Raw genomic sequence first — 26,141 nt, forward strand, 5'->3', positions numbered from 1 at the left:
TTAGTTTAGCGAGCCTAAGGCCGAAGAACGACACGCGGCTCGTTCGGCTCAGCCCATGCACTGGCCACTTCTTCCAGCGGACGCGTTACGAACTTCGTTTGAAAGGGCTTTTTGCTGCAGGCTTCAAAGAACTGTTTGATGGCGATGCGGAGCTCATCCATTGAGGCTGAACCGAAGCCTGAGCCCAACAACTCAACTCCGCTGGAACGAAGATGCGATGCAGGTAGTGTGATCGCCGGTCCGGCCGATGAGCCAATCTGAATAAACCGGATGCGTGGAGCGTGATGTGAGAGGCCCTTATGCGCAATGGCGCCAAGCATGGCCTCCGCGGGCGCTCCCCACAGATAATCGAGGACGACATCGACGCCGTTGTTGGCGATCTCATTCCTGAAGGCCTCGATAAGGTCTTCAGGCGGAAGCGTCAGAGAGATCGTCGCGTCTGCACCGAGCGTCGTGAGCTCTTCCAGCGCCGCCGCATTTCTGCCGCAGGCAACGACCCGCCGCGCGCCAAGATGTTTTGCGATCTGCACGGCGAGCTGTCCTGCCGCGCCGGTAGCGCCGAGGATCAGCACTGACTCGCCCGGTTGAAACTTCGCACGCATGGTCAATGCTGCCCATGACGACATCGCAGGGTTTGCGGCTGCAGCAGCGAAGCCGTCGTCCACACTCTCCGGAAGGTCGATCATGAAGTCGGCGCCCAGGGTGTACTGAGCCATCGATCCGAAGGGTGGGCGGGCAATACCGAAGAAGACGCGTCTGCCGTCAGGTGTCGTTCCTACGCCGTCTACGCCCGGAATAAACGGAAACTTTCCGGTACTGCCATAGTGCGTTCCGTTGGCAAGCGCCTTCACGACGGGGTGAACTCCGGCCGCCGCTACCTTGATCAGGGTCTCGTTCTCAGAAGGAACGGGATCCTGAAAGTCGTCGAAAGCTGGCAACTGGGTGTACGACGTGACGAGAGCGCATTTCATATATCTAGCTTGATGCATCCAGAGAGCATTTGGGTCAAAAGAAAACGAAACCGGCTACGGCGGTAAACTATTGCTATGCAAGAGAAGCGACAGCGTAAGGTCGTCGAAAGTCAGGCCGAGCGCAGCGAAGTGATCTTTCCCGCCGATGCAAATGGTCTCGGCAACCTCTTCGGCGGACGTCTGATGCAGTTTATCGACCTGGTAGGCGCAGTTGCCGCCTATCGGCACGCGCGAGCGACAACAGTCGTCACCGCAAGTATGGACTCGCTCGATTTTGTCGCGCCTGTCCACGTAGGCGAGGTGCTGATTCTGAGGGCGAGCGTCAATCGTGCCTTCCGTACCTCCATGGAGGTCGGTGTCAAAGCGATGGTGGAAGATCCGAAGACCGGCGAGCTCCGTCACGTCTCCTCGGCGTACCTCACCTACGTGGCCGTGGACGAGACGGGCCATCCCGTCGCGGTGGACTGCATCCTTCCTGAGACGGAGCATCAGAAACGCCGCTATGAGGATGCCCTGAAGCGGCGCGAAGCGCGCAGCGGCGAAACGGAGCGAAAGAAGCGCGTCCGCAAAAGTCTTGAAACCGGCTGGTATCTCTAACCGCCGTAACCGAAAGAGATTTGGGAGTCGACCATATGGGACACATGGGACATGGCGCGCCTCAGGGCCCGCAAAGATTGCCTGGAATTGCCAACGTCATTGCCATCGGAAGCGGTAAGGGTGGCGTAGGAAAAACCACAACCAGCGTGAACCTGGCCATCGCGCTTGCGAAGCTCGGATATCGTGTCGGCCTGGTGGATGCCGATATCTATGGTCCGAATGTGCCCATCATGCTGGGCACACAGCGCCAGCCGAACGTAGTCGGTGAGAACCGCATTGAGCCTATCCAGGCGCACGGGGTTAAGTTCATCTCCATCGGTCTCATCTCGCCCGGCGACAAGCCGATGGTGATGCGCGGACCGATGCTGCACCAGATCATCCGTCAGTTTCTGCAGCAGGTGGAGTGGGGTGAGCTGGACTACCTGGTGGTCGATCTGCCCCCGGGAACCGGCGACGTTGTGATCTCGCTGGTGCAGACGGTGCCTCTTACTGGTGCTGTGGTGGTCTCCACCGGCTCCAGCGTTGCGCTGCAGGACGCGCGTAAGGCGCTGGAGATGTTCCATCAGGTGAATGTCGAAGTGCTCGGTATGGTCGAGAACATGAGCCAGATGCGGATGCCCGACGGCAGCATGCTGGACGTTTTCGGAGCCGGCGGAACCGAGCAGACAGCACGGCAGTTCGGTCTGCCGTTCCTGGGCAGCGTCGATCTCGATCCCGAGATTCGCTCGAGCGGAGACCGCGGTCTTCCCGTGGCTCTCGGAGGCGAGGCCTCCGAACGTGCAAAGGGCTTCTATGAGATCGCCCGCAATGTCATCGCACGTGCCGCCGAAGTCAGCGCCAAGTCTGACGACGTGCTGGAGATCACCTAGAAGAGACCGTCTGCTGTTCCGTAGACCTGCCAGGAGTCCCAATGTCCCCAGTTGGCCACGCACACGATGGTTAGCAGGATCACGACGAGCGGAAGCATTGGGCTGCGGCGCAGCAGTTTCGGATCCAGTAGCACGGAACCGATACACAGAACCAGCAGGAAGATCGAGGCCAGAAAGCTGTATTGCGGCGACAGGATAAAGCCTGCCGCGACGATTTCCGCGACTCCGACCATGCGGCGGGCCAGTCTGTCTGTTCCTGACGAGTAGTCCAGAAGCTGCAGTGCTCCATCGGTACGCCGGAACTCTGAAACGCCGGCAACGAAGAAGATGAGGCAGCAGACGATTTGAAGAACGGGAATCAGCGTACGGGCATGGGAACCTGAGACCAGGGTGGCAAGTATAAGAGCGCAGGCAGTCATAAAGGCACGGCCAGAGCTGTGGCTCCTGCCGGAGTTTTCCTTGAAGTGCAGTATGTAAAGGCTTGATTTAGAGCGAGTATACCCGGGGTGCCTCTTTTGACGAAGGTATTTTTGTGCGGAAATAGTTCACAATAGGAGTATGGGGCAGGGTGTGACCGCAAACCTCTCTCTCCGCAAGCTGGCCGTGCTTACGGCCATCGTGGAAGAGTATGTTTCATCGGGCGAGCCGGTCTCGTCCCAGACCGTTGTGCGGAATGCCATCGGTGAGATCGCAGGCCTTAGCTCCGCGACCATTCGCAATCTGATGGCCGATCTCTCCGACGATGGTCTGCTGGAACAGCCACACACATCCGCCGGACGCATTCCTACCGCCTCCGGATTCCGTGTCTATGTGGAACGTATCCGCTCTGGACAGGCAACCTTGCTTGAGCAGTCACGTGTCGCGATCGATCAGCAGTTGCAGGGAGTCGGTAATACCCAGAACTTTCTGGAACGCACCAGCCGGGTCCTCGCCGCGCTCTCCAGTGGTGTTGGTATCGCGTTTGCCAGCGCGCGGATCAGCGACCAGTTGGAGCACATCTATTTCTCGCGCCTGGGCTCCGGCCGTGTGATGGCTGTCGTCGTAACCCGGCCGGGTGTTGTGCGTGATCGCATGCTGACGGTAAGTCACGATCTCACTGTCGCCGACCTGGAACTCGCGGCGAGCTATCTGAATGAAAACTTTCGCGGATGGACGCTTGACGTCATTCGAGAAGAGCTGGGACTTCGCATTGAATCCGAGCGCAGCGAATACCACCAGCTTCTTGCCCGCGTGAACGAGCTCTGGGGCCAGGCACTGCCATCCGGCGAGACCGTGGTGCAGACCGTATACGTGGATGGCGTTGCCAATCTGGTGGCCAGCCATTCGGATAGAGATCGTCTACGCGCCATGATGCAGGCGCTCGAGACCAAACAGCGGTTGATTGATCTGTTGAACGCATACATTGACGCGCAGCAGAAGAGCGTTCGCGTCATCTTCGATCTGGAAGAGCATGCTCCCGGAATGGAGGGGTTGGTCCTGGTGGCAGCTCCTGCATCGGTAGCCGGGGAAACCCGGGGAGCACTGGCCGTCATCGGACCCCAACGAATGCGTTACGAGCAGACGATGGGCGCCGTCAGCTACGTCGCGCATCTCTTTGACCGGATGCTCCACACCGGCGGCACCACAGAGTTGCCCTGATGCGAGAGAATAGATGAGAAGGATTTTCAGGAATATGAGTCAAGAAACTGAGATGCAGGATCAGGCGGTAGCTGCTCCCGTGGAAGGAACCGAAACTGCCACCGCGGCCGAGCTGGAGACAGTGAAGGCTGAGCGTGACAGCCTGGTGGATCGTCTTGCCCGGCTGCAGGCGGAGTTCGATAACTTCCGCAAACGTGAAGCCAAAGAGCGGTCGGAGTTCCGGGACTATGCCGTCTCGAACGCCGTAGAACACTTTCTGCCGGTGCTGGATAACTTCCAGCTTGCGCTGAAGTCGCAGGGAAATGCGGAGCAGCTTCGTTCCGGTGTCGAGTTGATTCTGAAGCAGATGGAAGAGGCGTTGAAGGCGCTGGGGGTTACCCCGGTCGAGACCGTCGGAGCGCAGTTCGACCCGCGCTTCCATGAGGCCCTGGGTTCGGTTGAAACTTCCGAGTATCCCGATCATCAGGTACTTGAGGAAGTGCGGCGCGGATACCGCATCAAAGATAAACTGCTGCGCCCGGCGATGGTAAAGATCGCCGTCAATCATGCGCAGGTAAACGACTGAGCAAGTCTCCTAATGGCGTAGAGCTGAGTCTGGACTGTCTGCGCCGTTTTCCTGCAAAGAAAACGGCTTTCGCAGATTTATCCAGGAGCTACAGTATTAGGAGAATTGCTCTAGCAATCTTGCAGGGATGCAGTACGGATGAGTGCGACGGCTAACGTGAAGATTGATTACTACGAAGTCCTGGAAGTATCGCGGACAGCGACAGATACCGAACTGAAAGCCGCCTATCGCAAGATGGCGCTAAAATACCACCCCGACCGCAACCCGGATAATGCGGACGCCGAAGAACGCTTCAAGGCCTGCAGCGAGGCATACCAGGTGCTCAGCGACCCGAACAAGCGTGCCGCGTATGACCGCTTCGGACATGCCGGTGTCAGCGGAGCGGGTGCGGGCGGCGGATTTACCGGAAGCCCCTTCGGCGACGCGCAGGATCTCGGCGATATCTTTGGCGACCTCTTCGGCGAGATGTTCGGTGGAGGACGCGGCGGCAGTCGCCCGACACGCGAGCAGCGTGGACGCGATCTTCGTTACGACCTCAAGATCGAGTTCGAAGATGCCGCCTTCGGCAAAGAGCTGGAGATCAAGATCCGCCGTCTGGAGATCTGCGACGACTGCCACGGCAGTGGCGCGGCGAAGGGCAAGCAGCCCATCACCTGCCCGCACTGCGGCGGCCGCGGACAGGTACGGATGCAGCAGGGTTTCTTCTCCATCGCTCGTACCTGCACCTCGTGCCAGGGCACTGGAACGTTGATTGTGGATCCCTGTCCGACCTGTCGCGGCGAAAGCCGTGTGCAGCACGACCACGTCATCCTGGTGAAGATCCCTGCAGGCGTCGAGGACGGTACACGTATCCGGTATGGCGGCGAAGGTGAGGCGGGCCGTTTCGGAGGGCCGTCTGGAGATCTGTACGTCGTGCTTACGGTGAAGGCGCATGCGTTCTTCGAGCGCGATGGCGATGACCTCCACTGCTCCATACCGATCTCGTTCCCGCAGGCGGCTCTCGGCACAGAGTTGGAAGTACCTACGCTCGAAGGCCCGGCGACCGTCAAGATTCCCGAAGGCACACAGAGCGGCAAGGTCGTCAAGCTCAAGGGCAGGGGGGTGCCTCACCTGAACGCCAGCGGGAAGGGCGATCTGCTGGTGGAGATTCGTGTGCAGACACCGACCAAGCTCAGCAAGCAGCAGCGTGAACTTCTGGAACAGCTCAGCGAGAGCATGTCGATTGAAAATGCGCCGCATGGCCGGGGCATCTTCGACAAGGTGAAGGATATCTTCACTTAGGGAGCAGAGCTCTTCGATTTGGATTGAAGGCGCGGCTATCAGCCGCGCCTTTCTCTTTTAGCGTTACAGAAAAGCTCCGGCGATCGCCAGCGCGGCAATCGCAGCCGTCTCTGCCCGCAGAATTCTGGGACCGATGGTTACCGGGGTCCAGGTGTGCTGCTGGAAGATCGCCATCTCCTCAGATGTCCATCCGCCTTCAGGACCGATGGCGAGTGCGGTGGCCTCAGTCTGGCGAAGTGCGGAAGCAATGGTGGTTTGCTGTTCAGTCTCCGAGAGCAGGATTTTGATCGCGGAGGTCTCTTTGCCGAGAGCGGACTTCAACATTTCGGGATCGCCGATCTCGGGCACGGATGCGCGGCGCGACTGCTTGCTGGCTTCCAGCGCAATGCGTCGCCAGCGCTCGACGCGTTTGGCCGCGGCTTGTGCCAGGTGTTTCTCTGTGCGGCGAGCCAGAATGGGAGTGATGCGCTCCACACCGAGCTCCGTCGCTTTTTCGATGGCCCACTCCATGCGGTCGAACTTGAAGACCGCCAGCAGCAGATGGACCGGAAGTGCGTGGTCGATCTCCTGCTCTTCGTGCAGATCGAAACGAACCTCATCCTCGCTGACACTCGCTACGGTTGCGCGATGCAGAAAGCCGCCTGCAACGACGTCAAAGGTCTGACCGACCTCGGCGCGCAGGACTCGTGCGAGGTGTTGCGCTTGTTCTCCCAGCAGGGAAGCAGAGGTTCGTTCGTCATTCCATCGATCGGCAATCCAGCGGCGTCGTGTCATCACATCCAGCTTAAACACTGTGGGGAGCGCTGTCGCGCTCCCCACATGTGTTGCCTTGTTTGTTGCCTTACGTTGGAGGCTGACTACCGGCGGTCTTCTTTTTCGCCGTTCGTGTCGCCTCTCTATTCTCCCTGTTGCAGCCAGTAACGCGACTTGCAACTAGGGAATGTATAGAAGTCTGAAAAAACTGTGTCAAGAGAAAAGTGAAGAAAGTTGTAACGAAGTTTGCGACGACCCGAATGCGAACTCGTCTCAACACTCGATGACATTCAATGCAAGACCTGCGAGCGAGGTCTCTTTATAGCGCGATTGCATGTCGAGACCTGTCTGATACATCGTCTTGATCACCTGATCGAGCGATACTTTGTGGCCTTCTGTTTCATGCATGGCCATGCGTGAAGCATTCACTGCCTTTACGGCTCCCATCGCATTGCGTTCAATGCATGGGATCTGTACGAGGCCGCCGATTGGATCGCATGTCATGCCGAGGTTGTGCTCCATGGCGATCTCCGCTGCGTGTTCCACCTGGTCGTTGCTGCCTTGCAATGCGGCGACGAGTCCGCCTGCAGCCATGCTGCAGGCAACGCCCACCTCGCCCTGGCATCCCACTTCAGCTCCTGAGATGGAGGCGTTCTCCTTGTAGAGCACACCGATAGCGGCGGAGGTAAGGAAGTAGCGCAGAATACCTTCAACGTCTGCATCCGGAATGAAGTTCAGGTAGTAGTGCGCGACTGCAGGGATAATGCCCGCCGCTCCGTTTGTCGGTGCGGTGACCACACGCCCTCCCGCGGCATTCTCTTCATTGACCGCCATGGCATAGACGGTGGCCCAGTCCATCGGCGCCAGCGGATCTTTACTGCCCTCTGCGCGTAGACGTGCCGCGAGTCTCGGAGCGCGCCGGCGTACATTAAGACCGCCGGGAAGAATGCCTTCTGTCGTGATGCCTTTCTCCGTGCACTGCTGCATCACCTTCCAGATGGCGAGGATACGCTCCCGAACCACTGCCTCACTGCCGGCGAGTGCGACCTCGTTCGCCATGATGGCTTGTGCAATCGTCAGGCCATGTTGCGCGGTAATCTGCAGCAGTTCAGCCGCCGAGTGAAACGGATACGGTACGTTACGTGCGGTAACAGCACTTTGCCGTCCGAAGTCCTCGGCCTGCACTACAAAGCCGCCTCCGATCGAGAAGATCGTCTCCTGGTGCAGCGTATTGCCTTCCGCATCAAACGCCGTGAACCGCATACCATTCGGATGAGAGGGAACTGCAGGATCGGGATACATCTGGTTGCGGAGGAAGAGAAGCTCCACTCCTTCACGCAGTGTCACGGCATGATCCGCCGCCAGTTGGATGTGGCCATCCGTTTGCCAGGCAGTAAGGAGTTGCTCGATGGTCGTGGGTGTTACCTGATCTGGAGCTTCGCCCGACAGACCAAGCACAATCGCCTTATCGCTGCCGTGTCCGTGCCCGGTGAGCGCCAGGGAACCGAAGAGTTCCACGGAGACCCGGCTGGTCCGCGGAAGCAGGCCGGCTTGCCGCAGATGCTGCGTGAATTGCAGAGCAGCGCGCATCGGACCGACTGTGTGTGAGGAGGAGGGGCCGATGCCGATCTTGAAGAGTTCAAAGAGAGAAGTATTCACGGTCGTTCACTAGCCGGCCGTTGCAAAGCAGAAAGGCAGAGCTGCCGGCTCTGCCTTTCAGAGTACATGGATGAAACACCCTAGTGCTTTACTGTCTTGCTCTTATGCTTCGGAACAATCGGAGCGGAGGGGCGCACTGAGGTCAGGCGAATGGCTGCCGCCGCAGCCGTAATTCGTACCGCCGGTTTGCTGTCGAGAAACAGAGGGATGAGATTCTGCGCGAGATCCGGATCCCGGAAGTCGCCGAGCATACGCACCGCAGTCAGCCGTACTTCCTGGTCCTTATCTTCGAGCGCGTCCACCAACTCCTTGCGGACCTCCGGGGTCTTGTTCTGCGCGATCAGTTCAGCCGCAATGACGCGCGGACTGTCTCCGCCGGCCTTGTGCAGATAGTTGTACGCCGCGATGCCGATACCGAAGGGACCAAGGAAGAACGGAGCCGTCATCTTTGCGAGCTCAGTAGGGGAGTGCACATCTTTATTGGCCTGATGAATCGCTCCGCCAAGCACGCCCGCGTTTCCTTTACGGTCGCCTTCAACGACTGCGAAGAGAAGATCTTGTCCTGAGTGGTCTCCCATACTCCACAGCGTGCTTGCAGAGGTGAAGGCGACCTGCGGTTTGGGATCGTCCAACAGTTTATGCAGCGTCGGAACGAACATGGCGTTCTTCGTCTGCCCCATGGCGGCGATGGCAGCTATACGTACGTCCTGGTCGGAGCTGTCGATTGCTTCCAGCAGCATCTTCTGTGCCTTCGGCTCTCCTCCGAGATCGCCAAGCGCAGTGACAACGATAACGAGCGTCTCAGTCTTCTTCTCGGAGGCCTCCTTCTCCAGGAGGTTCCAGGCATCGGAATTGATCTGTGAGGGGGTGACCTTCGGTGATTCGGGATCTGCTTCTGCAGCGTGCCGCATCTCCGCAGGTGCAACCGCGTGGAGACAGAGAAATAAAGCAATCAGTCCGCCGACCCAGGCAAGAAGATGCAGCGACCGACGCAAAGGAGAGGTGTAAACCTTCATGTTTGTCTTTCCGGCGCTTGCAGTGGGAAGAGTCCTGCAGCGTTCTACTGCTTGGTTGGATGCTATAGTCGGAAGAATTTACTGCCTTCGAGAAACACAGGTTTACATGCTCTTCAAAACTCGTAGTGCTGCCGTTTACGGTATCGACGCACATTTGATCGATGTTGAGGTTGACTTTTCCACAGTGGTCCGAGACGCGGAGACCTTCTCAACCGTCGGCCTGCCAGATGCTGCCGTTAAAGAGAGCCGTGATCGCGTACGTAGCGCTATCCGCAACTCCGGCTTCGACATGCCCCCGGTGCGCATCACCATCAACCTCGCTCCAGCGGATATTCGTAAGGAAGGTTCCGGGTTTGATCTACCGATCGCGCTCGGCATCCTCGGAGCCTATGGCGCATTGCAGCCGATTGATCTGACAGAGTTTCTCTTTCTCGGAGAGCTTGGGTTAGACGGCACTGTGCGTGCGGTGCAGGGAATTCTTCCCGTAGCTGTTGCTGCGCGGCAGAAGGGCGTGAAGCGGCTGGTGGTTCCAACGGTGAATGCGCGCGAGGCTGCAGTCGTCGATGGTCTCATGGTGTATCCGGTGCGGAGCCTGATCGAAGTAAGGGAACTGATCAACGGCATTGCTACCGGGCAGGAGAGTATCGCACCGGTGCAACTGGATAAGAGCACGCTGCTGGATGAGATTCAGGATGCGGTGCCGGACTTCTCCGATGTACGCGGTCAGCATACAGCGAAGCGCGCTCTGGAAGTCGCTGCCGCGGGCGGACACAACGTGCTGATGATTGGACCTCCAGGCAGCGGTAAGACGATGCTGGCAAAGCGGTTTCCGTCGGTTCTGGCTCCGTTGATGTTTGAAGAGGCACTGGAGACGACCAAGATCCATTCTGTCGCCGGCGTGTTGAATGCCGAGACTGGCCTGGTGACATATCGTCCCTTCCGTTCTCCTCATCACACTGTCAGTGATGCCGGTTTGATTGGCGGTGGAGCTGTGCCGCGGCCGGGAGAGGTCTCCCTGGCGCATAACGGCGTTCTCTTCCTGGACGAGCTTCCGGAGTTTCCGCGGAATGTTTTGGAGGTAATGCGGCAACCGCTCGAGGATGGCACCGTGACTATCTCGCGGGCATCCATGAGCCTGAGCTTTCCGGCACGGTTCATGTTGATTGCTGCGATGAATCCATGCCCCTGCGGCTACTTCAACGACAAGAGCCGCGAGTGTATGTGTACGCCCCCCATGATCCAGCGCTATGTCTCCAAGGTCTCCGGGCCGCTGCTGGACCGTATCGACATCCACATCGAGGTTCCGGCGGTGCAATATAAGGAGCTGCGGTCGGGAGCGGCAGCGGAAGGCTCAAAGGAGATCCGGGCCCGGGTACTGGAGGCACGCCGACGGCAGCACGAACGCTTTGCCTTGACACCGGAAGGCGCCCGTCGTGGCCGCAGGATCTACGCCAATGCCCAGATGTCGACGCAGCAGATTCGCCTGCACTGCGAGCTCGCCTCCGACGCGGAACGTCTTCTGGAACGTGCCATGCAGCAACAGGGGCTCAGCGCGCGTGCGCATGACCGCATTCTCAAAGTTGCGCGGACAATTGCCGATCTGTCAGGTGAAACACAGATCGGTGTGCCACATATCGCCGAGGCGATCCAATATCGCACACTCGACCGGCAGTACTGGTCCTGATGTTGCCCTGTTTTCAGGGCAGCATCTTCGTAAGTTATTGTATTTTATGGATCTAAAAAGCTTCCATTTTTGGAAGGAACGAATTCCGCCGAATACCGAAAAAAGTATTGACCTTGCCCCTGATTAGGCGTTACCTTCTGGAAGGTCGCGGTTGGCGGGCTGGTTTCCCGGTTCGCTACGGTGGCCAAAGGGTTTCCCGTCAGGCCAGGCGTAACCCAGTCGAATTCAAATCTAAGCACGGGGCGATAGAACCCCGATCATGGCGTCAGTTCCGTTTGGAGGTTCCTCTTGGGATCTGTCACGGCGCCATCTCCACAAAGGCAGATGTGGATGTAGACAGAGAGCGCAGATTTGCGTGCGCCCGAACGGACAAAAGATAGGTGCATCCTGGAGTACCGGTGCACCGTCTATTGAGACAGAAACACGATTTGCAGCTAACGAAGTCTGCGGTCGATAGCAGCGCCGGGTGAGGACTGCACCCCGGTATAGAGAGGAATAGGTATGCGCTCAGATCTTATTTTTGGAGCACTTACGCACGTCAAGAATCGTTACCAGCTTTGCCAGCTCGCTTCTAAGGCCACGCGTAAGCTCCACAAGCCCAACACCCGTGTTCAGGACACCACGAACGAAGTTCTTGGTCGTTTTCGCACAGAGTCGCCGGTCCATGGCACCGCCAGTCTGGCTCACTCTGATCGCGTGCAGAATCGCCGCGCGGCCTAATCGGCCCCGCGGCATTTGCCGCTTCCTTGTATCTGGTTCGTAGTTCCACCGTAGTACCTCTTCTGCAACATCCCCTTCAGCAAATCGCAGTCAGCCGTTCCGCAGTGGACATTCCCGCCCGCAGCAAGACATTCCCCAATTTACGTACAAAAGGCAACAATGACGATTTCAGAACTCAAAGAAATGAATATCCAGGAGCTGGGCAAGCTTGCGCGCAGCCTTGAAATTCCTGGGACCAGCGCACTGCGTAAGCAGGATCTTATCTTCAAGATTCTCCAGGCCCAAAGCGAGAAGGAAGGCCACATCTTCGCCGAAGGCGTGCTTGAAATTCTGCCTGATGGTTACGGATTCCTCCGTTCTCCCGATTACAACTACCTGCCCGGCCCGGACGACATCTACGTCTCTCCTTCACAGATCAGAAAGTTTGACCTCAAGACCGGCGATACCATCAGCGGCAACGTCCGCCCGCCGCACGAGGGCGAAAAGTACTTCGCTCTGGTCAAGATTGAGGCCATCAACTTCGAGTCTCCGGAAGAGACCCGCTCGAAAATCCTCTTCGACAACCTGACCCCGCTCTATCCGCAGGAACGCCTGAAGATGGAGACGGTGCGCGATAACATCTCCGGACGCGTGATGGATCTGCTGACGCCGATGGGCAAGGGCCAGCGTGGCCTGATCGTCGCTCCTCCGCGTACCGGTAAGACCATGCTGCTGCAGTCGATCGCGAACTCGATCACGGCAAACCATCCTGAAGTAGTGCTGATCGTTCTGCTGATCGACGAGCGCCCGGAAGAAGTGACTGACATGCAGCGCTCCGTCAAAGGCGAGGTCATCTCCTCGACCTTCGATGAGCCCGCTGCCCGTCACGTCCAGGTCGCCGAGATGGTGATCGAGAAGGCGAAGCGCCTGGTAGAGCACAAGCGCGACGTCGTAATCCTGCTGGACTCCATCACACGTCTGGCACGCGCCTACAACACCATCGTTCCGCCCAGCGGCAAGGTACTCTCCGGCGGTGTGGATTCCAACGCCCTGCAGCGCCCGAAGCGCTTCTTCGGCGCAGCCCGCAACATCGAAGAGGGCGGCAGCCTGACGATCATCGCTACGGCCCTGGTCGACACCGGGTCACGTATGGATGAAGTCATCTTCGAAGAGTTCAAGGGAACCGGTAACTCCGAAGTCATTCTGGAGCGCAAGCTGGTCGACAAGCGCGTCTTCCCGGCGATCGACATCCAGCGCTCCGGTACGCGTAAGGAAGAGCTGCTCATCGCGAAGGAAGATCTGCAGCGTATCTGGATCCTGCGCAAGGTCCTCAATCCGCTCAGCCCGGTGGAAGCAATGGAACTGCTCACCGACAAGCTGAGCAAGACTCGCAACAACAGCGAGTTCCTGCACAACATGAACTCACTGTAATCACGTTTCGCTCTTCTGGCGCAGAACCGCGTATGCGGTGCGTGCGGTCCAGGTGGTGAGAGCGAGAAAAAGGCGCAGCCCTCGGGCTGCGCCTTTTCATTGCTGTTTGAGGATGCTTTTCGGCTCTGCAAGAACCCCACGCGTTCGGCACGCGTCAGTCTGGCGGAGTTCAAGCGTGCTTGACGCGTGGTTCTCTTCCATTCCGTCCCTTCCTTTCTACTGGAAGATGCACAAGGGAATCTTTATCCGCGTCACCCACGCGTGGCCCACGCGTCGTCAACGCGTGCGTGGTTGCGAGGAGTGATTCACACGGCGGACGATAAGCTGGATGGTATGGATATCAGGGTTCGTTTTTATGAAGATCCGCAGTCATTTCTGGCGGTTGCCGAAGAGTTTCTCTTGTCGCGTGCGGTGCTTCATAATCTGGTCCTGACCATTGTGGATACCAGGTTGGCTCTGCCTGAGCCGGGCCGCTACTGGGTAGCGTTTCGCGATTCTCAGATTGTTGGCCTGGCGCTTCAGTCTCCTTTGACGTTTCCGGCTCTCCTGGTGCCGATGGAAGCGGAAGTAGCCGCTGCTCTTGTCGACGCCATCACGGATCGGGGAATCATGCTGCCGGGAGTGAACGGCGAAGTGGCAACAGCCGCGAGCTTCGCTGGCAGATGGACGGAGCGGCGCCGGTCAGGAGCGGTGCCCATGCAGGCGTTCCGCATCTATCAGCTGGCCGGGCTCAATGAAATTGCTCCGGTGGGTGGGCAGCTCCGAAAGGGTGATTACAGCGACCGGAATCTGGCAGTGAGCTGGCTGCAGAAGTTCTATACCGAGACGCATATGCACTCCGTGGACGCTGAGAGTTTTATCGATGCTGCGCTTGCCGAAGAGCGGCTCTGGCTGTGGGATATCGGAGGCACAGTCTCGATGGCTGTCAGTAGTAAGCCGATTGCAGGCGTCGTTCGTATCTCGGCGGTGTACACGCCAAAGGAACATCGAGGATGTGGCTACGCCGGAGCTTGTGTGCACGCCGTCTCCGCGCTTCTCACCAACGCGGGCTACCGCTGCATTCTTTACACGGACCTGGGTAATCCTACGTCGAACTCCATCTACCGCAAGATCGGATACAAAGCAGTAGGCGAGGCAATCCTCTATCGGTTTGAGTCGTAGCGTGCATTCCTAAGGTGCTGCAACGATGCAGTACCTTAGAAAGCGGTCTTAATCGTCGAGCTTGATAAAGCCGAAGGCCTTCTGGTCGCCGATGGCGTAATAGAAGCTCCAGAGCATCAACACAGTGATCACGACGACCCCGGTATACATCGGCGGAGCCAGCCAGTGCTCCGGATCGACAGTCCAGGGAAGTTGTTCCAACAGCTTGGACGTAAAGACAAAGACTGCGGCCGCGAGCGCGCCTACACGCGAGATGAGGAATGTAAGCATGGCAGCCCATACCGCTTCCACCAGCAGGCTCCACCAGTCTCCGTGTGCCGATACATGAGCCAGCAGCATGATGACCGCAAGGATCGCCGCGGCGAAATACGTCTTTTTCAGAACGGCTCGTAATGCGACAAAGACTGGAATGGCGAGAACCGTGTTCACCAGCACGGTGCCGGCGAGGATCAGCACAGTATTGAGCCAGGGAATCGGACCGCCAAGAAGCAACGGTTCAGCCTCCCAGAGTTCGATGGAATGGATCCAGGGTTTGAACAATGCGGTGAGAGCGAACTCGACGCCGGCGCAGGCAACGCCAAGGCTGACGCCGAGCAGGATGTCACGTGTCACCGTAAGGGAGGTGAACTGGCGCTTGAGCAACAGAGCCATGCTGATCAGCAGACGTGGAACCCGGCGGCGGGCGAACGGCTCCATGGCAACATAGCCCAGCCAGGCGATGCTGGCCGTCAGCAGGCCATACGACAGCTTGGTCAACAGCCACGAGAACGTCGCATCCGGACTGCCCGTTGGTTTGAACCCGCAGAAGGCAGCGGCGACAAAGAGCAGAAAGACTCCCGAGGCCAGCGTGTAAGCGCCGCGTGTATCACCGCGACGCATGGCGAGGTTACGACGCACCAGGGGAATGGCGGTGGCGAAGAAGGCGAGATAGAGGAAGATCTGGCTCCACGTTGCTGCGATAAGCCCCTTCGCGACCGACAGCGGCTTGTTCCACGGCGGCATCACGCGGAGATAGGTGAACTTGCCATACCAGGAACTGGCAGTGAAGCTGACCTCTATCTCCGGATGGCCAGGGTAGGTTCCGACCCATTCCCGCTGCTCGTGCATCGCAACCGGAGGCGTAATGGTTGGTGTGACCTCATGCATCAGCTTCGGATCGAGTCCCGCGGCGGCGAAGGCCGCATTCCAGTCCGTGGACTTGGCGTCGTGTTGCGCGTTCAGCTCTTCCTGGGCAGGCATGTTGACCAGCCGGATCAGCCGGCCGTTGGAGTCAACGTCGATGGAGACCATTCCCGGGCGGTTCGCCGCCGGATCGGTCTGCGTCGGCAGGTTCCTGGGGCTCAACTGGATTGGCAACAGGGAATCGCGATAGGTCCTGTAGGTGAGAATGAGCGGGCCTTCACTGGCTGAGGCCATCTTCTTTGGATCCGTCTGATAGTACTCGGCGATGCTTCCATTGGTCTGCAGCCAGGCTGCGGTATTTCTGGCGCGGTCGGGAATATGCAGTTCACGTAACAGCTCTTGAGAGCGATGGAGCATCTCGTCGTACGACAGAGCCGGCGGCGCAACGCCTAGCGTTGTGGCTTTCGGTGCGAACAGGAAGCAGCTCACAAAACCGAGAAGGGTAATTCCAAGTAGTGTCCAGGCGCGCAACAGCGGCAGCTCTGACTCATTCGCGGCCGACGTGAGAGCGTCGATCGAGATCGTCTCTCCCTGTGCCATGGCCGAGGCCACCAGATCCACGGCAGGGAACTCCTGCATCATGTATGCGGCGGAGATGGGCCGGTCAGTGACTGTGGTGGAGAGGCACTGCATGATCACCCGTTCGATGTCGTTGGGGACCTTTGGAGCATAACGGCGCAGGGGCGCGGGTGCGGCCTGTTGGCGCTCCTTGTAGTTCTTGGTATTCCATGGCTGCCGTCCGGCGAAGAGCTCGTAGAGAACGATGCCGAGGGCAAACAGGTCCGACCGTCCCGAGGCCTGCCCTCCGGTAAAGAGTTCAGGAGCCATGTAGCCGGGAGTTCCCGCGACCTCGTTCAAGCGGCCCTCTCCGGCGACAACGGCGAGGCCGAAGTCTGTGATCTTGGCATGGCCGCGTCCATCGACCATGATGTTGGCCGGCTTCAGGTCGCGGTGCAGCACTCCCTTGGAGTGTGCTGCCGCCAGGCCCGCCGTGATCTGCGCGGCCATCTCGATGGCCTTTTGTGTAGGCAGGCGGCCGAAGCGCTTGAGGAGAGCGGAGAGATTCTCGCCGTCCACGTATTCCATCGTCAGGAAGTGAACGGAGTGTCCGTGGGGATTCGGAATCTCGACGATATCGTGCACGCGGCAAACGTTGGAGTGGGTTACCTCCCGCGCGGTGCGAACCTCGGCAAAGAAGCGGGCCAGCCAGGCTGGATCGTTCGACATCGCCGGAGGCAGAAACTTCAACGCAACGGTCTGTCCGAGCTTCAGGTCTTCGGCGCGATAGACGCGGCCCATGCCGCCCCGCCCAAGAGGCGATACGACGCGGTAGCGTCCGACAAGCAAGGTGCCTGGAACCAGCTCCTGCTCGTCGAGCGATGTCTGACTGCCGGAAGGCGTTGAACCGCCGGTCGCTCCCGAAGGCCTGGCAGACATCGGCGTGCCGCCGCTATGACTGTGGCTGACGGGTAGGTCACTCGGCGTCGGTGTTCCTCCCGTAGAGACATCACCGCCCAGGGAAGAGGGCACTGGAGTAGGAGAAGGCGGTGCAACCACGCCCGGAAGGCTGCTGAAGGGCGTAGGCGTCGGCAGCGGAGGCGTAGGCGTCGCGTCACCTGTCACCAGGGTCTCTTCCGCCCAGATGCCCGTGTCCATCTCGTCTGCGGGTGTCAGGTACTGGCTGGGAACAGAGAGCAGCGTCGCCTCTTCCGCTGAAGAGCTCGATGTACCTGAAGAAGGCGTCGGCGTTGCTCCGTAAGGTGTCGCTCCGTTGATGCCGGGGCCCGATTCTGCAACGGCAATTGCTGTTCGATAGACCGGCTCGGACTTGCAGACAGGGCAAGGTCCAGGAGTCTCCGGTAACTCAGCGGTACAAACAATGCAGGTACGCATGGCAGATGGGAATCAAAGTGCGACAAAAATGGGATACGCGAATGGTACAGCAGCTAACTAACTAGGGGAAGGTGATTCGAGCGTTTCCCTGTGGGTGTAATGTAGAGCCTCAACATCTATGGCGTTTTCTGCAATGAAAACGCCGCTGCACGCCCCTTCCGGAATACCCAGCAACAGGGAAAACGCTCTAATAGCCCCGGGCGATCAGCCCGGCTTCCGTCAGCGTTCCGGTCGCAGCCAGCGACTGTAACCGCATCTGTTCGGCATAGCGTGCCAGGACGTCGGTTTCGAGGTTGACCTCGGCGCCTGCCTTGAGCGCATGCAGATTCGTGGCGCCGTAGGTGTGGGGAATGATGGCGACGGTGACTACATCGACCTCAATGGCCGCGACCGTAAGAGAGATGCCTTCGATGGTGATGGAACCCTTCTCTACGATGAATCGCGTCAGGGCAACCGGCACCTGGATTCGCAACCGCCAGTCCGAGTGCTCGGGCATGGCAGGGTGCAGCGGCGTAAGCTCCAGCAGTGTGCCGGTGGCATCGACGTGGCCCTGCACGATGTGTCCTCCCAGCGGAGTTCCAGCCGGAGTCGGCAGCTCAAGGTTCACGATGTGGCCCGGTGCGAGACGCGACAGCGAGGTGCGCGCGATGGTCTCTGCTGCCAGATCGGCAGAGAATACGCCTTCGGCGATATCGAGGGCCGTCAGACACACGCCGGAGACGGAGACGCTGTCACCATCCTTCAGGCGCGAGGTCAGTGAGACCGGAGCTTGCAATGTGATGCGGGTAGCACCATCGGTAGGAGTAACGGTCTGGATGGTCCCCAATGTCTCAATCAGGCCTGTGAACATGTTCCTATTTTAGGGCGTGCCATCAAACTCCTGTCAGTCCCGCAGTGGAGCAGGTTTTGCAGAAGTCTCCTTATTCCATCTACGAACCTGGTATAGAGCCTGTATTTTGGGTAGGCCGCCAGTTGAGGAGGGCTGCGTCACTATGGGAAACGACACCAACGCCAAATTCCTACTGTTTCAGGAGCTGCTGCAACGGCTCGCCGGCGAAATCGAGAAGCTGGCAATCGAGTCCGCTGCTTGTGAAAAGCTGGCAATCGCCAAAGGCGCGACCTTCCAGGAGGTTCATCAGGCCAAGGAGAGCGCTCTTGCCGATCCGGTAATGCGGGGGAAGATGAAGGAGCAATACAGCCGGATATGGAACATACTCCTTCAATCGGGAACGGATGCCTTTACCGAAGAGACCTTCGAGGACTTTCCGGCGGACGGGCCCTCAAACTGAGGGCTAGAGCATTTCTCCTGTAGGTGTAGTGCAGGGCTTGTGCATCTATGGGCGTTTTCCTAAATGAAAACGCCACTGCTAGCTTTTTCGGGATACCCAGCAACAGGAGAAATGCTCTAACTGCCCCAGGGATCGCGGAGATATCCAGTAACCAAAGTGTCGGAGCCGAACTCTGTCTTCGATAGACGGTTCAGCCGCTGCTCCAGCAGATAAGGAGACGGCCCGCCTTCAGCAAAGGGAACGGCTCCATGGCCAAGTTCGGCTTCCGAATAGAAGAGATTCACCTCATCGACGAGATCGCCGGCGAGGAAGGCTGCGTTCAGACGGCTTCCGCCCTCGACGAGTACTGAGGTGATCTGCCGCTCAGCGAGAGTGCGCAAGGCGTTTACCAGGTCGATGTGCTGTTGCGGCGCTTGCATGCGCTCCACCTGGACACCGAGTTCGAGCAAGGCATCTTCGTATGCCGCCGGAGCAGATTCATGACATAGGACCAGCAGATCATCATCGGCAGAGGCGACAAGCTTGCTGGAGAGGGGAAGCCGCAGATGCGTATCCAGAATCACCCGCAGAAGGTTGCGCCTGCGCGGCAGATTGGTGCGATCCGTAAGCAGCGGGTCGTCAGCCAGTACTGTGCCGATCCCGGTCAGGATAGCGTCAGAGGCATGCCGCATCTGCTGTACATGGGCTCGCGCCGCCGCGCCCGTCAGCCAGTGAGGTTCCTGGCTATAGCGGGTCTGAGGAGGAGGCGCCAGATATCCGTCGACGGAGAGTGCAGCCTTGAGGACAACGTAGGGTGACCCGGTAACGATCCACTTTGCGAAGGCATTGTTCAGCGCGCGGGCTTCTTCCTGTAGCAGGCCTGCTGTGACCTGGATGCCGGCCTGCGCCAGCCGGGCCAGGCCCTGACCGGCGACCTGAGGGTTGGGGTCCACTGTCGCTGCTACGACACGGGCAACACGGGCATGGATGAGTGCGTCCGCGCACGGGCCGGTACGGCCATGATGACTACAGGGCTCCAGCGTGACATAGGCGGTTGCAGCTTCAGCATCGCCTCCGGCCTCTTTCAGCGCGACGATCTCCGCGTGATCCCGATGCTCGTAAATATGGAAGCCACGTCCGATGACCTGGTCGCCTTTTACCAGCACGCATCCGACAGTGGGATTCGGCGAAGCGAGGCCTATGCCTTCACGCGCCAACGCCAGCGCTTGCTGCATGTACCGAATGTCGTCTATCAGTTCCATCGGCTTGCTCTCTATCGTAGCTGCTTGGGGAGTGATGGGATGGCTGGGAGCGGGCAACGCGCGACATATTTGAGAGCCCATACTCTGGGTGCCCCATCCATCGCAACGCGATGGGTAGGACGTTCGAGCGCAGCTCGAACCTGTTTGATCTCAGAATTGGAAGAAACGCCCAACGGGCGTGTTCTTCTGTTATCAACTTCCAGCTGCCGAAGCTAACTTGGGCTTGTCACTACAAAATAGACAAAGACGGTTCGAGGTCAGTTTGTCTCTTCTAGTTGAACAGCCCTTCGACAAACGCTGCCGAATCAAACTGCAGCAGATCTTCCATCTTCTCGCCGATACCGCAGAAGACGACAGGCAACTTCAACTCGTGTGCGATGGCAACGACAATTCCGCCTTTGGCTGTACCGTCCAGCTTGGTGAGCACAATGCCGGTGACACCGGCGCTCTCCGTAAACAGGCGTGCCTGTTGCAGGCCGTTCTGCCCGGTGGTGGCATCGATGACCAGAAATACCTGATGGGGAGCACCCGCAACAAACTTCTGTGCGATGCGGCGCATCTTGTCGAGCTCAGCCATCAAGCCTGTCTTGGTGTGCAGACGTCCAGCAGTATCGACCAGTACGACCTGTGTCTCACGCTTCTTGGCGGCATCGAGAGCGTCAAAGAGAGCCGCCGAAGGATCGCCGCCCTGGCGTGTCTTGACGATCGGCACGCCCGAGCGCTGTGACCAGACCTCGAGCTGTTCAATGGCCGCGGCGCGGAAGGTATCGGCGGCACACAGCAGCGTCGACCGATTCTGTGATTGGAAGAAGGCTGCGAGTTTGCCGGAGGTGGTCGTCTTGCCGGTACCGTTCACGCCGACCAGCAGGATTACCTCCGGTGGCGTTGACGGCGGGCGCACGAGGCGCTGGACATCATCGAGGATGGATTTGATCTCCTGCTTGAGCAGGTCTTTCAACGCGGCGCCGGATTCGATGCCTTCGCGCTTGGCTCGTTCGCGCAGACGATCGATGATCTCCGTTGTGGTGGAAAGGCCGATATCTGCTGTCAGCAGAATCGCTTCCAGGTCTTCGAGATCGCTCTCATCAACTGTCCGGGTAAACGAGAGGGCCTGGTCAAGCTGCGCGCTCAGGTTCTCGCGCGTGCGGGTGACCGCCTGCTTCATGCGGCCGAAAAAGCCGCGTGAAGCTTCCTCTTCCTGTTCCGGTTTACGGGGCTCGTCGTCCTTCAGCGAACCGAAGAGTGTCTGAATAGCCATCTCTTATAGTGTATCGCTCCCACAGAGGGCCGATGGCTTACTCAGCCCGCAGAGACCGGGTCATCAGCTCGCGGATTGCCTCCATGGGGGCCTTACCCTCATGAAGAATTGCCTCCACCTGCTGGGTGATCGGCATCTCCACATCGTGCTTGCGCGCGAGTCCCAGCGCCGCGGAGGTAGAGAGTACACCCTCGGCAACCTTGCCGTTGAGCGAGGCGATGATCTCCGGCAGCTTGCGACCCTTGCCAAGCTCAATGCCGACGGTGCGGTTGCGCGAAAGAGAGCCGGTGCAGGTCAGAACCAGGTCGCCTAGGCCCGAAAGGCCGGCCAGCGTTTCGGGACGTCCGCCGCAGGCTACGGCAAGGCGGGTGATCTCGGCGATGCCACGTGTCATCAGGGCCGCGGCGACATTGTGTCCGAGTCCAAGACCGGCAACGACTCCGGCGGCGAGAGCGATGACATTCTTCAACGCTCCGCCCAGCTCGACACCGACGACGTCGTCATTCGCATAGGTGCGGAAGGTCGAAGAAGAGAAGTCCGACTGGAGCTGTTGCGCCAGGGTGCGGTCCTTCGATGCGATGGTGACCACGGTCGGCATCCCCTGGGCAACCTCCTGTGCGAAAGAGGGGCCCGAGAGCACCGCTACTTTGGCTTGCGTCAACTCTTCAATCACCTGGCTCATCCGCAGGTATGTGCCTTGTTCAACGCCCTTGGTCGCTGAGATGACGGCATGGTCTGGCGTAAGGAGCGAGGTCGCATCGACAAAAGTGGTGCGCAGATGTTCGGACGGAACGACGCACAACACAATCTGGGAAGAGGGAATTGCCTCTGCCAGCGAAGTCGTGATCTTCAGATCTTCCGGCAGCGCAAAGCCGGGAAGAAATCTGCGGTTCTCCTTGAGGGCGCGCATCTCCGTGGCGTCCTGTTCGGTGTGTGCCCATAGTGTCAGCTCATGGCCGCCACGGCGTGCCAAAGACAACATGAGTGCTGTGCCCCATGCTCCTGCTCCCAGTACAGTGATCCGGCTCATCCTAGGCGACCTTCTTTTTGCCGAAGCGGTTTTCCGTTCCCTTGAGCAGCCGCTGAATATTCGAGTGGTGCTTGAAGATGATGACCGCGGGAATCACAACGAAGCTTGCCGCAACAATCGGGCTTACATTGCCGTGCGAGAAAAGAAAGGCGAAAACAGGAAAGACTGCCGCTGCCACAATGCTGGCCAGGGATACATACTTCCACAGCAGAAAGATCACGATGAAGACAGCCAGGCAGCACAGCGTCGTCAGCGGTGAGATTGCAAGAAACACACCGAGGCCGGTGGCCACTCCCTTACCGCCGCGAAAGCGGAGCCACACGGGAAAGATATGGCCAAGAATCGCCATCGCTGCGGCGGCTGCCGCCATGTCCTCTGTGTTCATCCCGTGTGCTGCGGCGATATGACGGGCGATGATCACCGCGGCGACACCCTTCAGCAGATCCAGCAGCAAGGTGGCAATCGCCAGGCCCTTCTTGCCGGAGCGCGCTACGTTGGTAGCGCCGGTATTGCCGCTGCCGGTTTTGCGGATGTCCTGCTTGAGAAAGACACGAACAAGGATGTAGCCGAAGGGAATTGATCCCAACAGGTAGGCAAGGACGAGAGTGAGAAGCCAGGGGTTCATTGCGTCAGAGGTGAGTGTAGCAAGGTCCTTGTAAGTCCCGCCTTAGAGCAACGTCACATCAGCTTTCTGCGCAGCATATCCAGCGCATTCTGTGTCGCCCACCAGCGAATACGCTCGCGGTCTCCACCGAGGCTCAGCTTCTTCACATCGGTATCCTGTCCGTCGGCAAGCGCCACAAACACCAGACCCACGGGCTTCTCGTCTGTGCCTCCGCCTGGCCCGGCGATGCCGGTAATGCCGATACCGATCTCCGCGCCGGTCCGGGTGCGGATGCCTTCCGCCATCGCGCGGGCAACTGCACCACTGACTGCACCGAAGGCTTCAATGACAGATGCGGGGACATCGGTAAAGCTGCTCTTCAGGTCATTGGAGTAGACAACCGCTCCGCCAAGAAAGGTGCGCGATGCATTGGGCAGTGAGGTTAAACGCTGTGCCAGCCAGCCTCCGGTGCAACTCTCGGCGGTTGCGACGCGTACGCCTTTCAGGCCCAGCAGCAGTTGCACCACCTCTTCCAGAGATTCTCCATGCGAAGAGAAGACGTCGTCTCCCATCTCCTGTTCGCATCGGCTGGCGACTTCATCGACGCGGGCCTGTGCCTGGTTCAGGGATACGCCGGCGTACTGGAAGTGCAGCTGGATCTCGCCGTTGTGCGCCAGGATCGTGGTCTCCACATCACTGTAGCCCTTGTAGATCGGGGCAACCCTTGCGTCTACGGTCGATTCCGGTACCAGCGCGATCCGCAGCATGCGTTTGGTGATGAATCGGGGCGGCAAGACAGAGTGCAGCCGCGGCCGCACCTCAGCGTCGTACAGCGCCTTCAGTTCCTTTGGCGGCCCGGGCAGAAGGATGACGAGCTTGCGATGCTTGCCGAAGACTGTGTCCATAAACTGCCCAGGAGCCGATCCATTGGCATTGGGCAATACCACCGCGCCGTCGATGACATCGGCCTGCTTGGCGTTGTTGTCGGACATGGTGATGCCGCGTTTGGCAAAGCGTGCATGAAGGCCGGCGAGCAGATCGTTGTTCCGCTTCAGATTGAGCTTGAGGACAGAGGCGACGGCCTCGCGCGTCAGGTCGTCTTCTGTTGGCCCCAAGCCACCCGAGAGCAGCACAATATCAACCCGTGATAGCGCTGTCGCAATAGCACCCGTGAGATGGGTGAAGTTATCGCCGACAATTGTCTTGAAATCGACCGTAACTCCAAGCGAGTTAAGACGGTCGGTCAGAAAGAGCGAGTTGGTGTCCTGGCGATGCGGCGTCAGCATTTCAGAGCCGATCGCGATAATCTCTGCGTTCATGAATTTGTAGATGGCAGAAGCTGCCCTTCGATGCCGAGTTCGACGTGATAGAGCGCGTTATTGGTAGCGATGGCGGCACAGCCGTCTTCCAGGAAGCAGAACCCGACAATCGAGCTACCGGAGACAATCAGCGATGCCTCTCGCCTGGGTGTGATGCGCACAATGCCGCGCTGTCCGTTCAGCGATGCCGCGACATAGAAGTTGCCGTCGATATCAAAGGCAGAGCCCTGGGGGCGTCCCAGTCCGTTGTAGAAGGTGTCCACCTCGCCATTGCGGTTAATGGTGTACACATGGTCGCGGCTGGAGGTCGTCGGCGCCGTTACGAAGAGAGTGCCGGTTGTGTCAAAGGTAAGGTGATAGGCTGCGACGCTGGGTTCGAGCGTGGCGTAGACAAAGATCTGGCGCTCGCGGTCGATCTTGAAGATGGTTCCGCTGCGGTCGCCTACAAACAGATTGCCGTCATTATCGAAGGCGATCCCGGTAGCGACCCCCATGCCTTCGGCGTATACAGTCATCGCTCCGGTGGGCGAGATGCGGTAGACGATGCCCTCCGCACGAGAGCTGGCGTAGAGATAGCCTTCGCCATCGAAGGCAAGCCCGGTAGGGTTCATCAGGTCGCGCACAAAAGGGCGCACCTGAAAGTCGCGATCGATACGGAAGATCGAAACAGGTGTCTTCTGATTGCGCGGTCCGGAGAGCGTGGCATAGACATTGCCTTGTGCGTCGACTGCCGGATTAGCGACAGGATGCAGGTTGTCCGCCATGGGAACCGCGACTCTCACGGGAAGGGGATTGCTGGCTGAGCCGTGAGAGCGGACGACCAGGTCCCCGGTGATAGAACCTTCCGGTACTCGAACCGACAGGCGGGAAGTCCGCGAGAGAGCAAGCCGCGCAGGCACATCGCCGATGGTGACAGTCGGCAGATGCCCTTCATACACACCCAGAGCTTTGCCCTGTACCTGGAACTCGCCGTTCGGCAGGGCTGCCAGTGGTGTTACCGAGTCGAGGTGAGGCGCTTCGACATTTGACCCAAAACGAAAGGCTGCTGCCATGGGTTAAGCCTAACGCAGGTGGGAAGTTTCGCGCTGCGTGAGGCAAATTCGAGATGCCCATGCTCTGGGTGGGATTTTGGGTCCCCGGCGAACAAGTTCGTTGGGGACCCCGGATCCGCGATGGATGGGGCACCCAGTTTCGGGGCTAATTTGGCAATATATCTAAAAATTGGGGAAGGCGAAGTGCGCGATCAGCACGAAACAGATCAGCGCGTAGACCCCCGCCATCAAGTCATCGGCCATGATTCCCGTGCCCTCAGGCAGATGTTCAAGCTGGCGAACCGGCGGCGGTTTGAGGATGTCGAAGAGCCGGAAGAGCACCAGCGCCAGCACGTAGTGTTTCCAGATGGGAGCGGCGAAGAGCAACGCAACCCACTGGCCGGCTGCCTCATCGATCACCACCATCTGCGGGTCTTTGCTGCCGCTCTCGCGGGCGACGCGGGTTGCCGCGGGAATACCGATGACCGTCGCCAGGATGGCGAGGACGAGTGTCAGAAGCGCTAATTGTGGCCGGGTAAGGTCAAGAAAGAAGGCCAGCAGACGCCAGATCAGTACTGCGAGCACTGATCCATAGGTTCCCGGACCTGGCTTGAGCAGGCCCGAACCGAAAAAAGTGCCGACAACCCATGCCCAAGTGGTTTTGCGTGCGTTAGTCGTCATCGTTGTCTTGCTGCGGACGCCGGGCATGTTCCGCAAGTCCTTCCAATACTTCAGGATCCAGAATTGGGGAAGAGATGCGGTAATCTCCCGAAGCCCATTTGCCGAGGTCGATCCGGCGGCAGCGGTCGCTGCAAAACGGGAAGTCGTTGTTCTTTTCCAGCACCAGCGCGCGGCAGGTGGGACAGCGGAGTGCCTTGTTCTGAGCCATCGGTTTTCCTTCTCCAAGGTACACCCTTGGCTGTGTACCGTGAAAAACCGGAAAAAATAGCAGAAAAATAGCAGCGCCGGC

Annotated in this window: 25 protein-coding genes; 10 read left to right on the plus strand and 15 right to left on the minus strand. The window is 59.0% G+C overall.

The window, feature by feature from the left end; all coding sequences use genetic code 11:
* Nucleotides 1–14: 14 nt before the first annotated feature.
* Nucleotides 15–971 carry a quinone oxidoreductase family protein gene (locus tag AB4Y89_RS01320; RefSeq protein WP_442299111.1) on the minus strand — a complete coding sequence of 319 codons (957 nt, stop codon included), beginning with the start codon at nt 969–971 and terminating at the stop codon, nt 15–17.
* A gap of 75 nt (nt 972–1,046) precedes the next feature.
* On the opposite strand from AB4Y89_RS01320, the gene AB4Y89_RS01325 reads away from it, so the two are divergent.
* Both AB4Y89_RS01325 and AB4Y89_RS01330 read left to right on the plus strand, forming a co-directional pair.
* Nucleotides 1,047–1,568 carry an acyl-CoA thioesterase gene (locus AB4Y89_RS01325; RefSeq protein WP_442299112.1) on the plus strand — a complete coding sequence of 174 codons (522 nt, stop codon included), beginning with the start codon at nt 1,047–1,049 and terminating at the stop codon, nt 1,566–1,568.
* A gap of 35 nt (nt 1,569–1,603) precedes the next feature.
* Nucleotides 1,604–2,437, plus strand: a complete 834-nt coding sequence (locus AB4Y89_RS01330) for an Mrp/NBP35 family ATP-binding protein (protein WP_442299113.1) — start codon at nt 1,604–1,606, stop codon at nt 2,435–2,437.
* Here AB4Y89_RS01330 and AB4Y89_RS01335 read toward each other — a convergent pair.
* A complete protein-coding gene (locus AB4Y89_RS01335; RefSeq protein WP_442299114.1) occupies nt 2,434–2,856 on the minus strand; it encodes a hypothetical protein in 423 nt (140 codons plus the stop codon). The genes AB4Y89_RS01330 and AB4Y89_RS01335 overlap by 4 nt on opposite strands.
* 151 nt (nt 2,857–3,007) lie before the next feature.
* On the opposite strand from AB4Y89_RS01335, the gene hrcA reads away from it, so the two are divergent.
* From hrcA to dnaJ, 3 genes are all read left to right on the plus strand, one after another.
* Nucleotides 3,008–4,075 (plus strand): heat-inducible transcriptional repressor HrcA, encoded by a 1,068-nt coding sequence (gene hrcA / locus AB4Y89_RS01340; protein ID WP_442299115.1) that lies wholly within the window; start codon nt 3,008–3,010, stop codon nt 4,073–4,075.
* A gap of 34 nt (nt 4,076–4,109) precedes the next feature.
* Nucleotides 4,110–4,640 (plus strand): nucleotide exchange factor GrpE, encoded by a 531-nt coding sequence (gene grpE / locus AB4Y89_RS01345; protein WP_442299116.1) that lies wholly within the window; start codon nt 4,110–4,112, stop codon nt 4,638–4,640.
* Nucleotides 4,641–4,778: 138 nt separating this feature from the next.
* Complete coding sequence (gene dnaJ, locus AB4Y89_RS01350; protein ID WP_442299117.1) at nt 4,779–5,921, plus strand: molecular chaperone DnaJ; 1,143 nt, start codon at nt 4,779–4,781, stop codon at nt 5,919–5,921.
* 63 nt (nt 5,922–5,984) lie between these two features.
* On the opposite strand, the gene AB4Y89_RS01355 is transcribed toward dnaJ, so the two are convergent.
* The 3 genes from AB4Y89_RS01355 to AB4Y89_RS01365 all read right to left on the minus strand — a co-directional run bounded on the left by AB4Y89_RS01355 (nt 5,985) and on the right by AB4Y89_RS01365 (nt 9,349).
* Nucleotides 5,985–6,695 carry an RsmE family RNA methyltransferase gene (locus AB4Y89_RS01355; RefSeq protein WP_442299118.1) on the minus strand — a complete coding sequence of 237 codons (711 nt, stop codon included), beginning with the start codon at nt 6,693–6,695 and terminating at the stop codon, nt 5,985–5,987.
* 252 nt (nt 6,696–6,947) lie between these two features.
* On the minus strand, nt 6,948–8,333 hold the full coding sequence (locus tag AB4Y89_RS01360; RefSeq protein ID WP_442299119.1) for an L-serine ammonia-lyase: 1,386 nt from the start codon (nt 8,331–8,333) through the stop codon (nt 6,948–6,950).
* 80 nt (nt 8,334–8,413) lie between these two features.
* Complete coding sequence (locus tag AB4Y89_RS01365; RefSeq protein ID WP_442299120.1) at nt 8,414–9,349, minus strand: HEAT repeat domain-containing protein; 936 nt, start codon at nt 9,347–9,349, stop codon at nt 8,414–8,416.
* A 106-nt stretch (nt 9,350–9,455) separates the two neighbouring features.
* On the opposite strand from AB4Y89_RS01365, the gene AB4Y89_RS01370 reads away from it, so the two are divergent.
* From AB4Y89_RS01370 to AB4Y89_RS01385, 4 genes are all read left to right on the plus strand, one after another.
* Nucleotides 9,456–11,033: a YifB family Mg chelatase-like AAA ATPase gene (locus AB4Y89_RS01370; RefSeq protein WP_442299121.1), complete on the plus strand. Its 1,578-nt coding sequence runs from the start codon at nt 9,456–9,458 to the stop codon at nt 11,031–11,033.
* Nucleotides 11,034–11,534: 501 nt separating this feature from the next.
* Nucleotides 11,535–11,753 carry a DNA-directed RNA polymerase subunit omega gene (locus AB4Y89_RS01375; protein ID WP_442299122.1) on the plus strand — a complete coding sequence of 73 codons (219 nt, stop codon included), beginning with the start codon at nt 11,535–11,537 and terminating at the stop codon, nt 11,751–11,753.
* A gap of 159 nt (nt 11,754–11,912) precedes the next feature.
* Nucleotides 11,913–13,163 carry a transcription termination factor Rho gene (rho, locus tag AB4Y89_RS01380; RefSeq protein WP_442299123.1) on the plus strand — a complete coding sequence of 417 codons (1,251 nt, stop codon included), beginning with the start codon at nt 11,913–11,915 and terminating at the stop codon, nt 13,161–13,163.
* Between the two features lie 300 nt (nt 13,164–13,463).
* The gene (locus AB4Y89_RS01385) at nt 13,464–14,324 is read left to right on the plus strand and encodes a GNAT family N-acetyltransferase (protein ID WP_442299124.1); all 861 of its coding nucleotides are present in this window, start codon (nt 13,464–13,466) and stop codon (nt 14,322–14,324) included.
* 48 nt (nt 14,325–14,372) lie between these two features.
* Here AB4Y89_RS01385 and AB4Y89_RS01390 read toward each other — a convergent pair whose 3' ends face one another.
* The gene (locus tag AB4Y89_RS01390) at nt 14,373–17,399 is read right to left on the minus strand and encodes a serine/threonine-protein kinase (protein WP_442299125.1); all 3,027 of its coding nucleotides are present in this window, start codon (nt 17,397–17,399) and stop codon (nt 14,373–14,375) included.
* Between the two features lie 187 nt (nt 17,400–17,586).
* Nucleotides 17,587–18,249, minus strand: a complete 663-nt coding sequence (locus AB4Y89_RS01395) for a riboflavin synthase (protein ID WP_442299126.1) — start codon at nt 18,247–18,249, stop codon at nt 17,587–17,589.
* 142 nt (nt 18,250–18,391) lie between these two features.
* Here AB4Y89_RS01395 and AB4Y89_RS01400 point away from each other — a divergent pair, with 142 nt between their 5' ends.
* Complete coding sequence (locus AB4Y89_RS01400; RefSeq protein WP_442299127.1) at nt 18,392–18,688, plus strand: hypothetical protein; 297 nt, start codon at nt 18,392–18,394, stop codon at nt 18,686–18,688.
* A 116-nt stretch (nt 18,689–18,804) separates the two neighbouring features.
* On the opposite strand, the gene ribD is transcribed toward AB4Y89_RS01400, so the two are convergent.
* The 8 genes from ribD to AB4Y89_RS01440 form a co-directional block, all read right to left on the minus strand.
* A complete protein-coding gene (gene ribD, locus AB4Y89_RS01405) occupies nt 18,805–19,929 on the minus strand; it encodes a bifunctional diaminohydroxyphosphoribosylaminopyrimidine deaminase/5-amino-6-(5-phosphoribosylamino)uracil reductase RibD (protein WP_442299128.1) in 1,125 nt (374 codons plus the stop codon).
* Nucleotides 19,930–20,200: 271 nt separating this feature from the next.
* Entirely contained in the window at nt 20,201–21,187 is a 987-nt protein-coding gene (gene ftsY / locus AB4Y89_RS01410) for a signal recognition particle-docking protein FtsY (protein WP_442299129.1), read from the minus strand.
* A 37-nt stretch (nt 21,188–21,224) separates the two neighbouring features.
* Nucleotides 21,225–22,217, minus strand: coding sequence for an NAD(P)H-dependent glycerol-3-phosphate dehydrogenase (locus tag AB4Y89_RS01415; protein WP_442299130.1), 993 nt, complete (start codon nt 22,215–22,217; stop codon nt 21,225–21,227).
* 1 nt (nt 22,218) lies between these two features.
* Nucleotides 22,219–22,842, minus strand: coding sequence for a glycerol-3-phosphate 1-O-acyltransferase PlsY (gene plsY / locus AB4Y89_RS01420; RefSeq protein ID WP_442299131.1), 624 nt, complete (start codon nt 22,840–22,842; stop codon nt 22,219–22,221).
* Nucleotides 22,843–22,895: 53 nt separating this feature from the next.
* A complete protein-coding gene (locus AB4Y89_RS01425) occupies nt 22,896–24,140 on the minus strand; it encodes a competence/damage-inducible protein A (protein ID WP_442299132.1) in 1,245 nt (414 codons plus the stop codon).
* Nucleotides 24,137–25,192 (minus strand): gluconolaconase, encoded by a 1,056-nt coding sequence (locus AB4Y89_RS01430; protein ID WP_442299133.1) that lies wholly within the window; start codon nt 25,190–25,192, stop codon nt 24,137–24,139. Before AB4Y89_RS01430 ends, AB4Y89_RS01425 begins: the two co-directional genes overlap by 4 nt.
* Nucleotides 25,193–25,354: 162 nt before the next feature.
* Nucleotides 25,355–25,852, minus strand: coding sequence for a phosphatidylglycerophosphatase A family protein (locus tag AB4Y89_RS01435; protein WP_442299134.1), 498 nt, complete (start codon nt 25,850–25,852; stop codon nt 25,355–25,357).
* Nucleotides 25,842–26,060 (minus strand): DNA gyrase inhibitor YacG, encoded by a 219-nt coding sequence (locus AB4Y89_RS01440; RefSeq protein WP_442299135.1) that lies wholly within the window; start codon nt 26,058–26,060, stop codon nt 25,842–25,844. The genes AB4Y89_RS01435 and AB4Y89_RS01440 overlap by 11 nt, the downstream gene beginning before the upstream one ends.
* Nucleotides 26,061–26,141 lie beyond the last annotated feature (81 nt).

Source organism: Terriglobus sp. 2YAB30_2, assembly GCF_052114765.1.
In the GTDB taxonomy this organism is placed as follows: domain Bacteria; phylum Acidobacteriota; class Terriglobia; order Terriglobales; family Acidobacteriaceae; genus Terriglobus.

Excerpts from the sequence above, each read along its gene's own strand:
- AB4Y89_RS01320 (WP_442299111.1), bottom strand. The coding sequence starts at position 971 with ATGAAATGCGCTCTCGTCACGTCGTACACCCAGTTGCCAGCTTTCGAC.
- AB4Y89_RS01325 (WP_442299112.1), top strand. The coding sequence starts at position 1,047 with ATGCAAGAGAAGCGACAGCGTAAGGTCGTCGAAAGTCAGGCCGAGCGC.
- AB4Y89_RS01330 (WP_442299113.1), top strand. The coding sequence starts at position 1,604 with ATGGGACACATGGGACATGGCGCGCCTCAGGGCCCGCAAAGATTGCCT.
- AB4Y89_RS01335 (WP_442299114.1), bottom strand. The coding sequence starts at position 2,856 with ATGACTGCCTGCGCTCTTATACTTGCCACCCTGGTCTCAGGTTCCCAT.
- grpE (WP_442299116.1), top strand. The coding sequence starts at position 4,110 with ATGAGTCAAGAAACTGAGATGCAGGATCAGGCGGTAGCTGCTCCCGTG.
- dnaJ (WP_442299117.1), top strand. The coding sequence starts at position 4,779 with ATGAGTGCGACGGCTAACGTGAAGATTGATTACTACGAAGTCCTGGAA.
- AB4Y89_RS01355 (WP_442299118.1), bottom strand. The coding sequence starts at position 6,695 with ATGACACGACGCCGCTGGATTGCCGATCGATGGAATGACGAACGAACC.
- AB4Y89_RS01365 (WP_442299120.1), bottom strand. The coding sequence starts at position 9,349 with ATGAAGGTTTACACCTCTCCTTTGCGTCGGTCGCTGCATCTTCTTGCC.
- AB4Y89_RS01370 (WP_442299121.1), top strand. The coding sequence starts at position 9,456 with ATGCTCTTCAAAACTCGTAGTGCTGCCGTTTACGGTATCGACGCACAT.
- AB4Y89_RS01375 (WP_442299122.1), top strand. The coding sequence starts at position 11,535 with ATGCGCTCAGATCTTATTTTTGGAGCACTTACGCACGTCAAGAATCGT.
- rho (WP_442299123.1), top strand. The coding sequence starts at position 11,913 with ATGACGATTTCAGAACTCAAAGAAATGAATATCCAGGAGCTGGGCAAG.
- AB4Y89_RS01390 (WP_442299125.1), bottom strand. The coding sequence starts at position 17,399 with ATGCGTACCTGCATTGTTTGTACCGCTGAGTTACCGGAGACTCCTGGA.
- AB4Y89_RS01395 (WP_442299126.1), bottom strand. The coding sequence starts at position 18,249 with ATGTTCACAGGCCTGATTGAGACATTGGGGACCATCCAGACCGTTACT.
- AB4Y89_RS01400 (WP_442299127.1), top strand. The coding sequence starts at position 18,392 with ATGGGAAACGACACCAACGCCAAATTCCTACTGTTTCAGGAGCTGCTG.
- ribD (WP_442299128.1), bottom strand. The coding sequence starts at position 19,929 with ATGGAACTGATAGACGACATTCGGTACATGCAGCAAGCGCTGGCGTTG.
- ftsY (WP_442299129.1), bottom strand. The coding sequence starts at position 21,187 with ATGGCTATTCAGACACTCTTCGGTTCGCTGAAGGACGACGAGCCCCGT.
- AB4Y89_RS01415 (WP_442299130.1), bottom strand. The coding sequence starts at position 22,217 with ATGAGCCGGATCACTGTACTGGGAGCAGGAGCATGGGGCACAGCACTC.
- plsY (WP_442299131.1), bottom strand. The coding sequence starts at position 22,842 with ATGAACCCCTGGCTTCTCACTCTCGTCCTTGCCTACCTGTTGGGATCA.
- AB4Y89_RS01425 (WP_442299132.1), bottom strand. The coding sequence starts at position 24,140 with ATGAACGCAGAGATTATCGCGATCGGCTCTGAAATGCTGACGCCGCAT.
- AB4Y89_RS01430 (WP_442299133.1), bottom strand. The coding sequence starts at position 25,192 with ATGGCAGCAGCCTTTCGTTTTGGGTCAAATGTCGAAGCGCCTCACCTC.
- AB4Y89_RS01435 (WP_442299134.1), bottom strand. The coding sequence starts at position 25,852 with ATGACGACTAACGCACGCAAAACCACTTGGGCATGGGTTGTCGGCACT.
- AB4Y89_RS01440 (WP_442299135.1), bottom strand. The coding sequence starts at position 26,060 with ATGGCTCAGAACAAGGCACTCCGCTGTCCCACCTGCCGCGCGCTGGTG.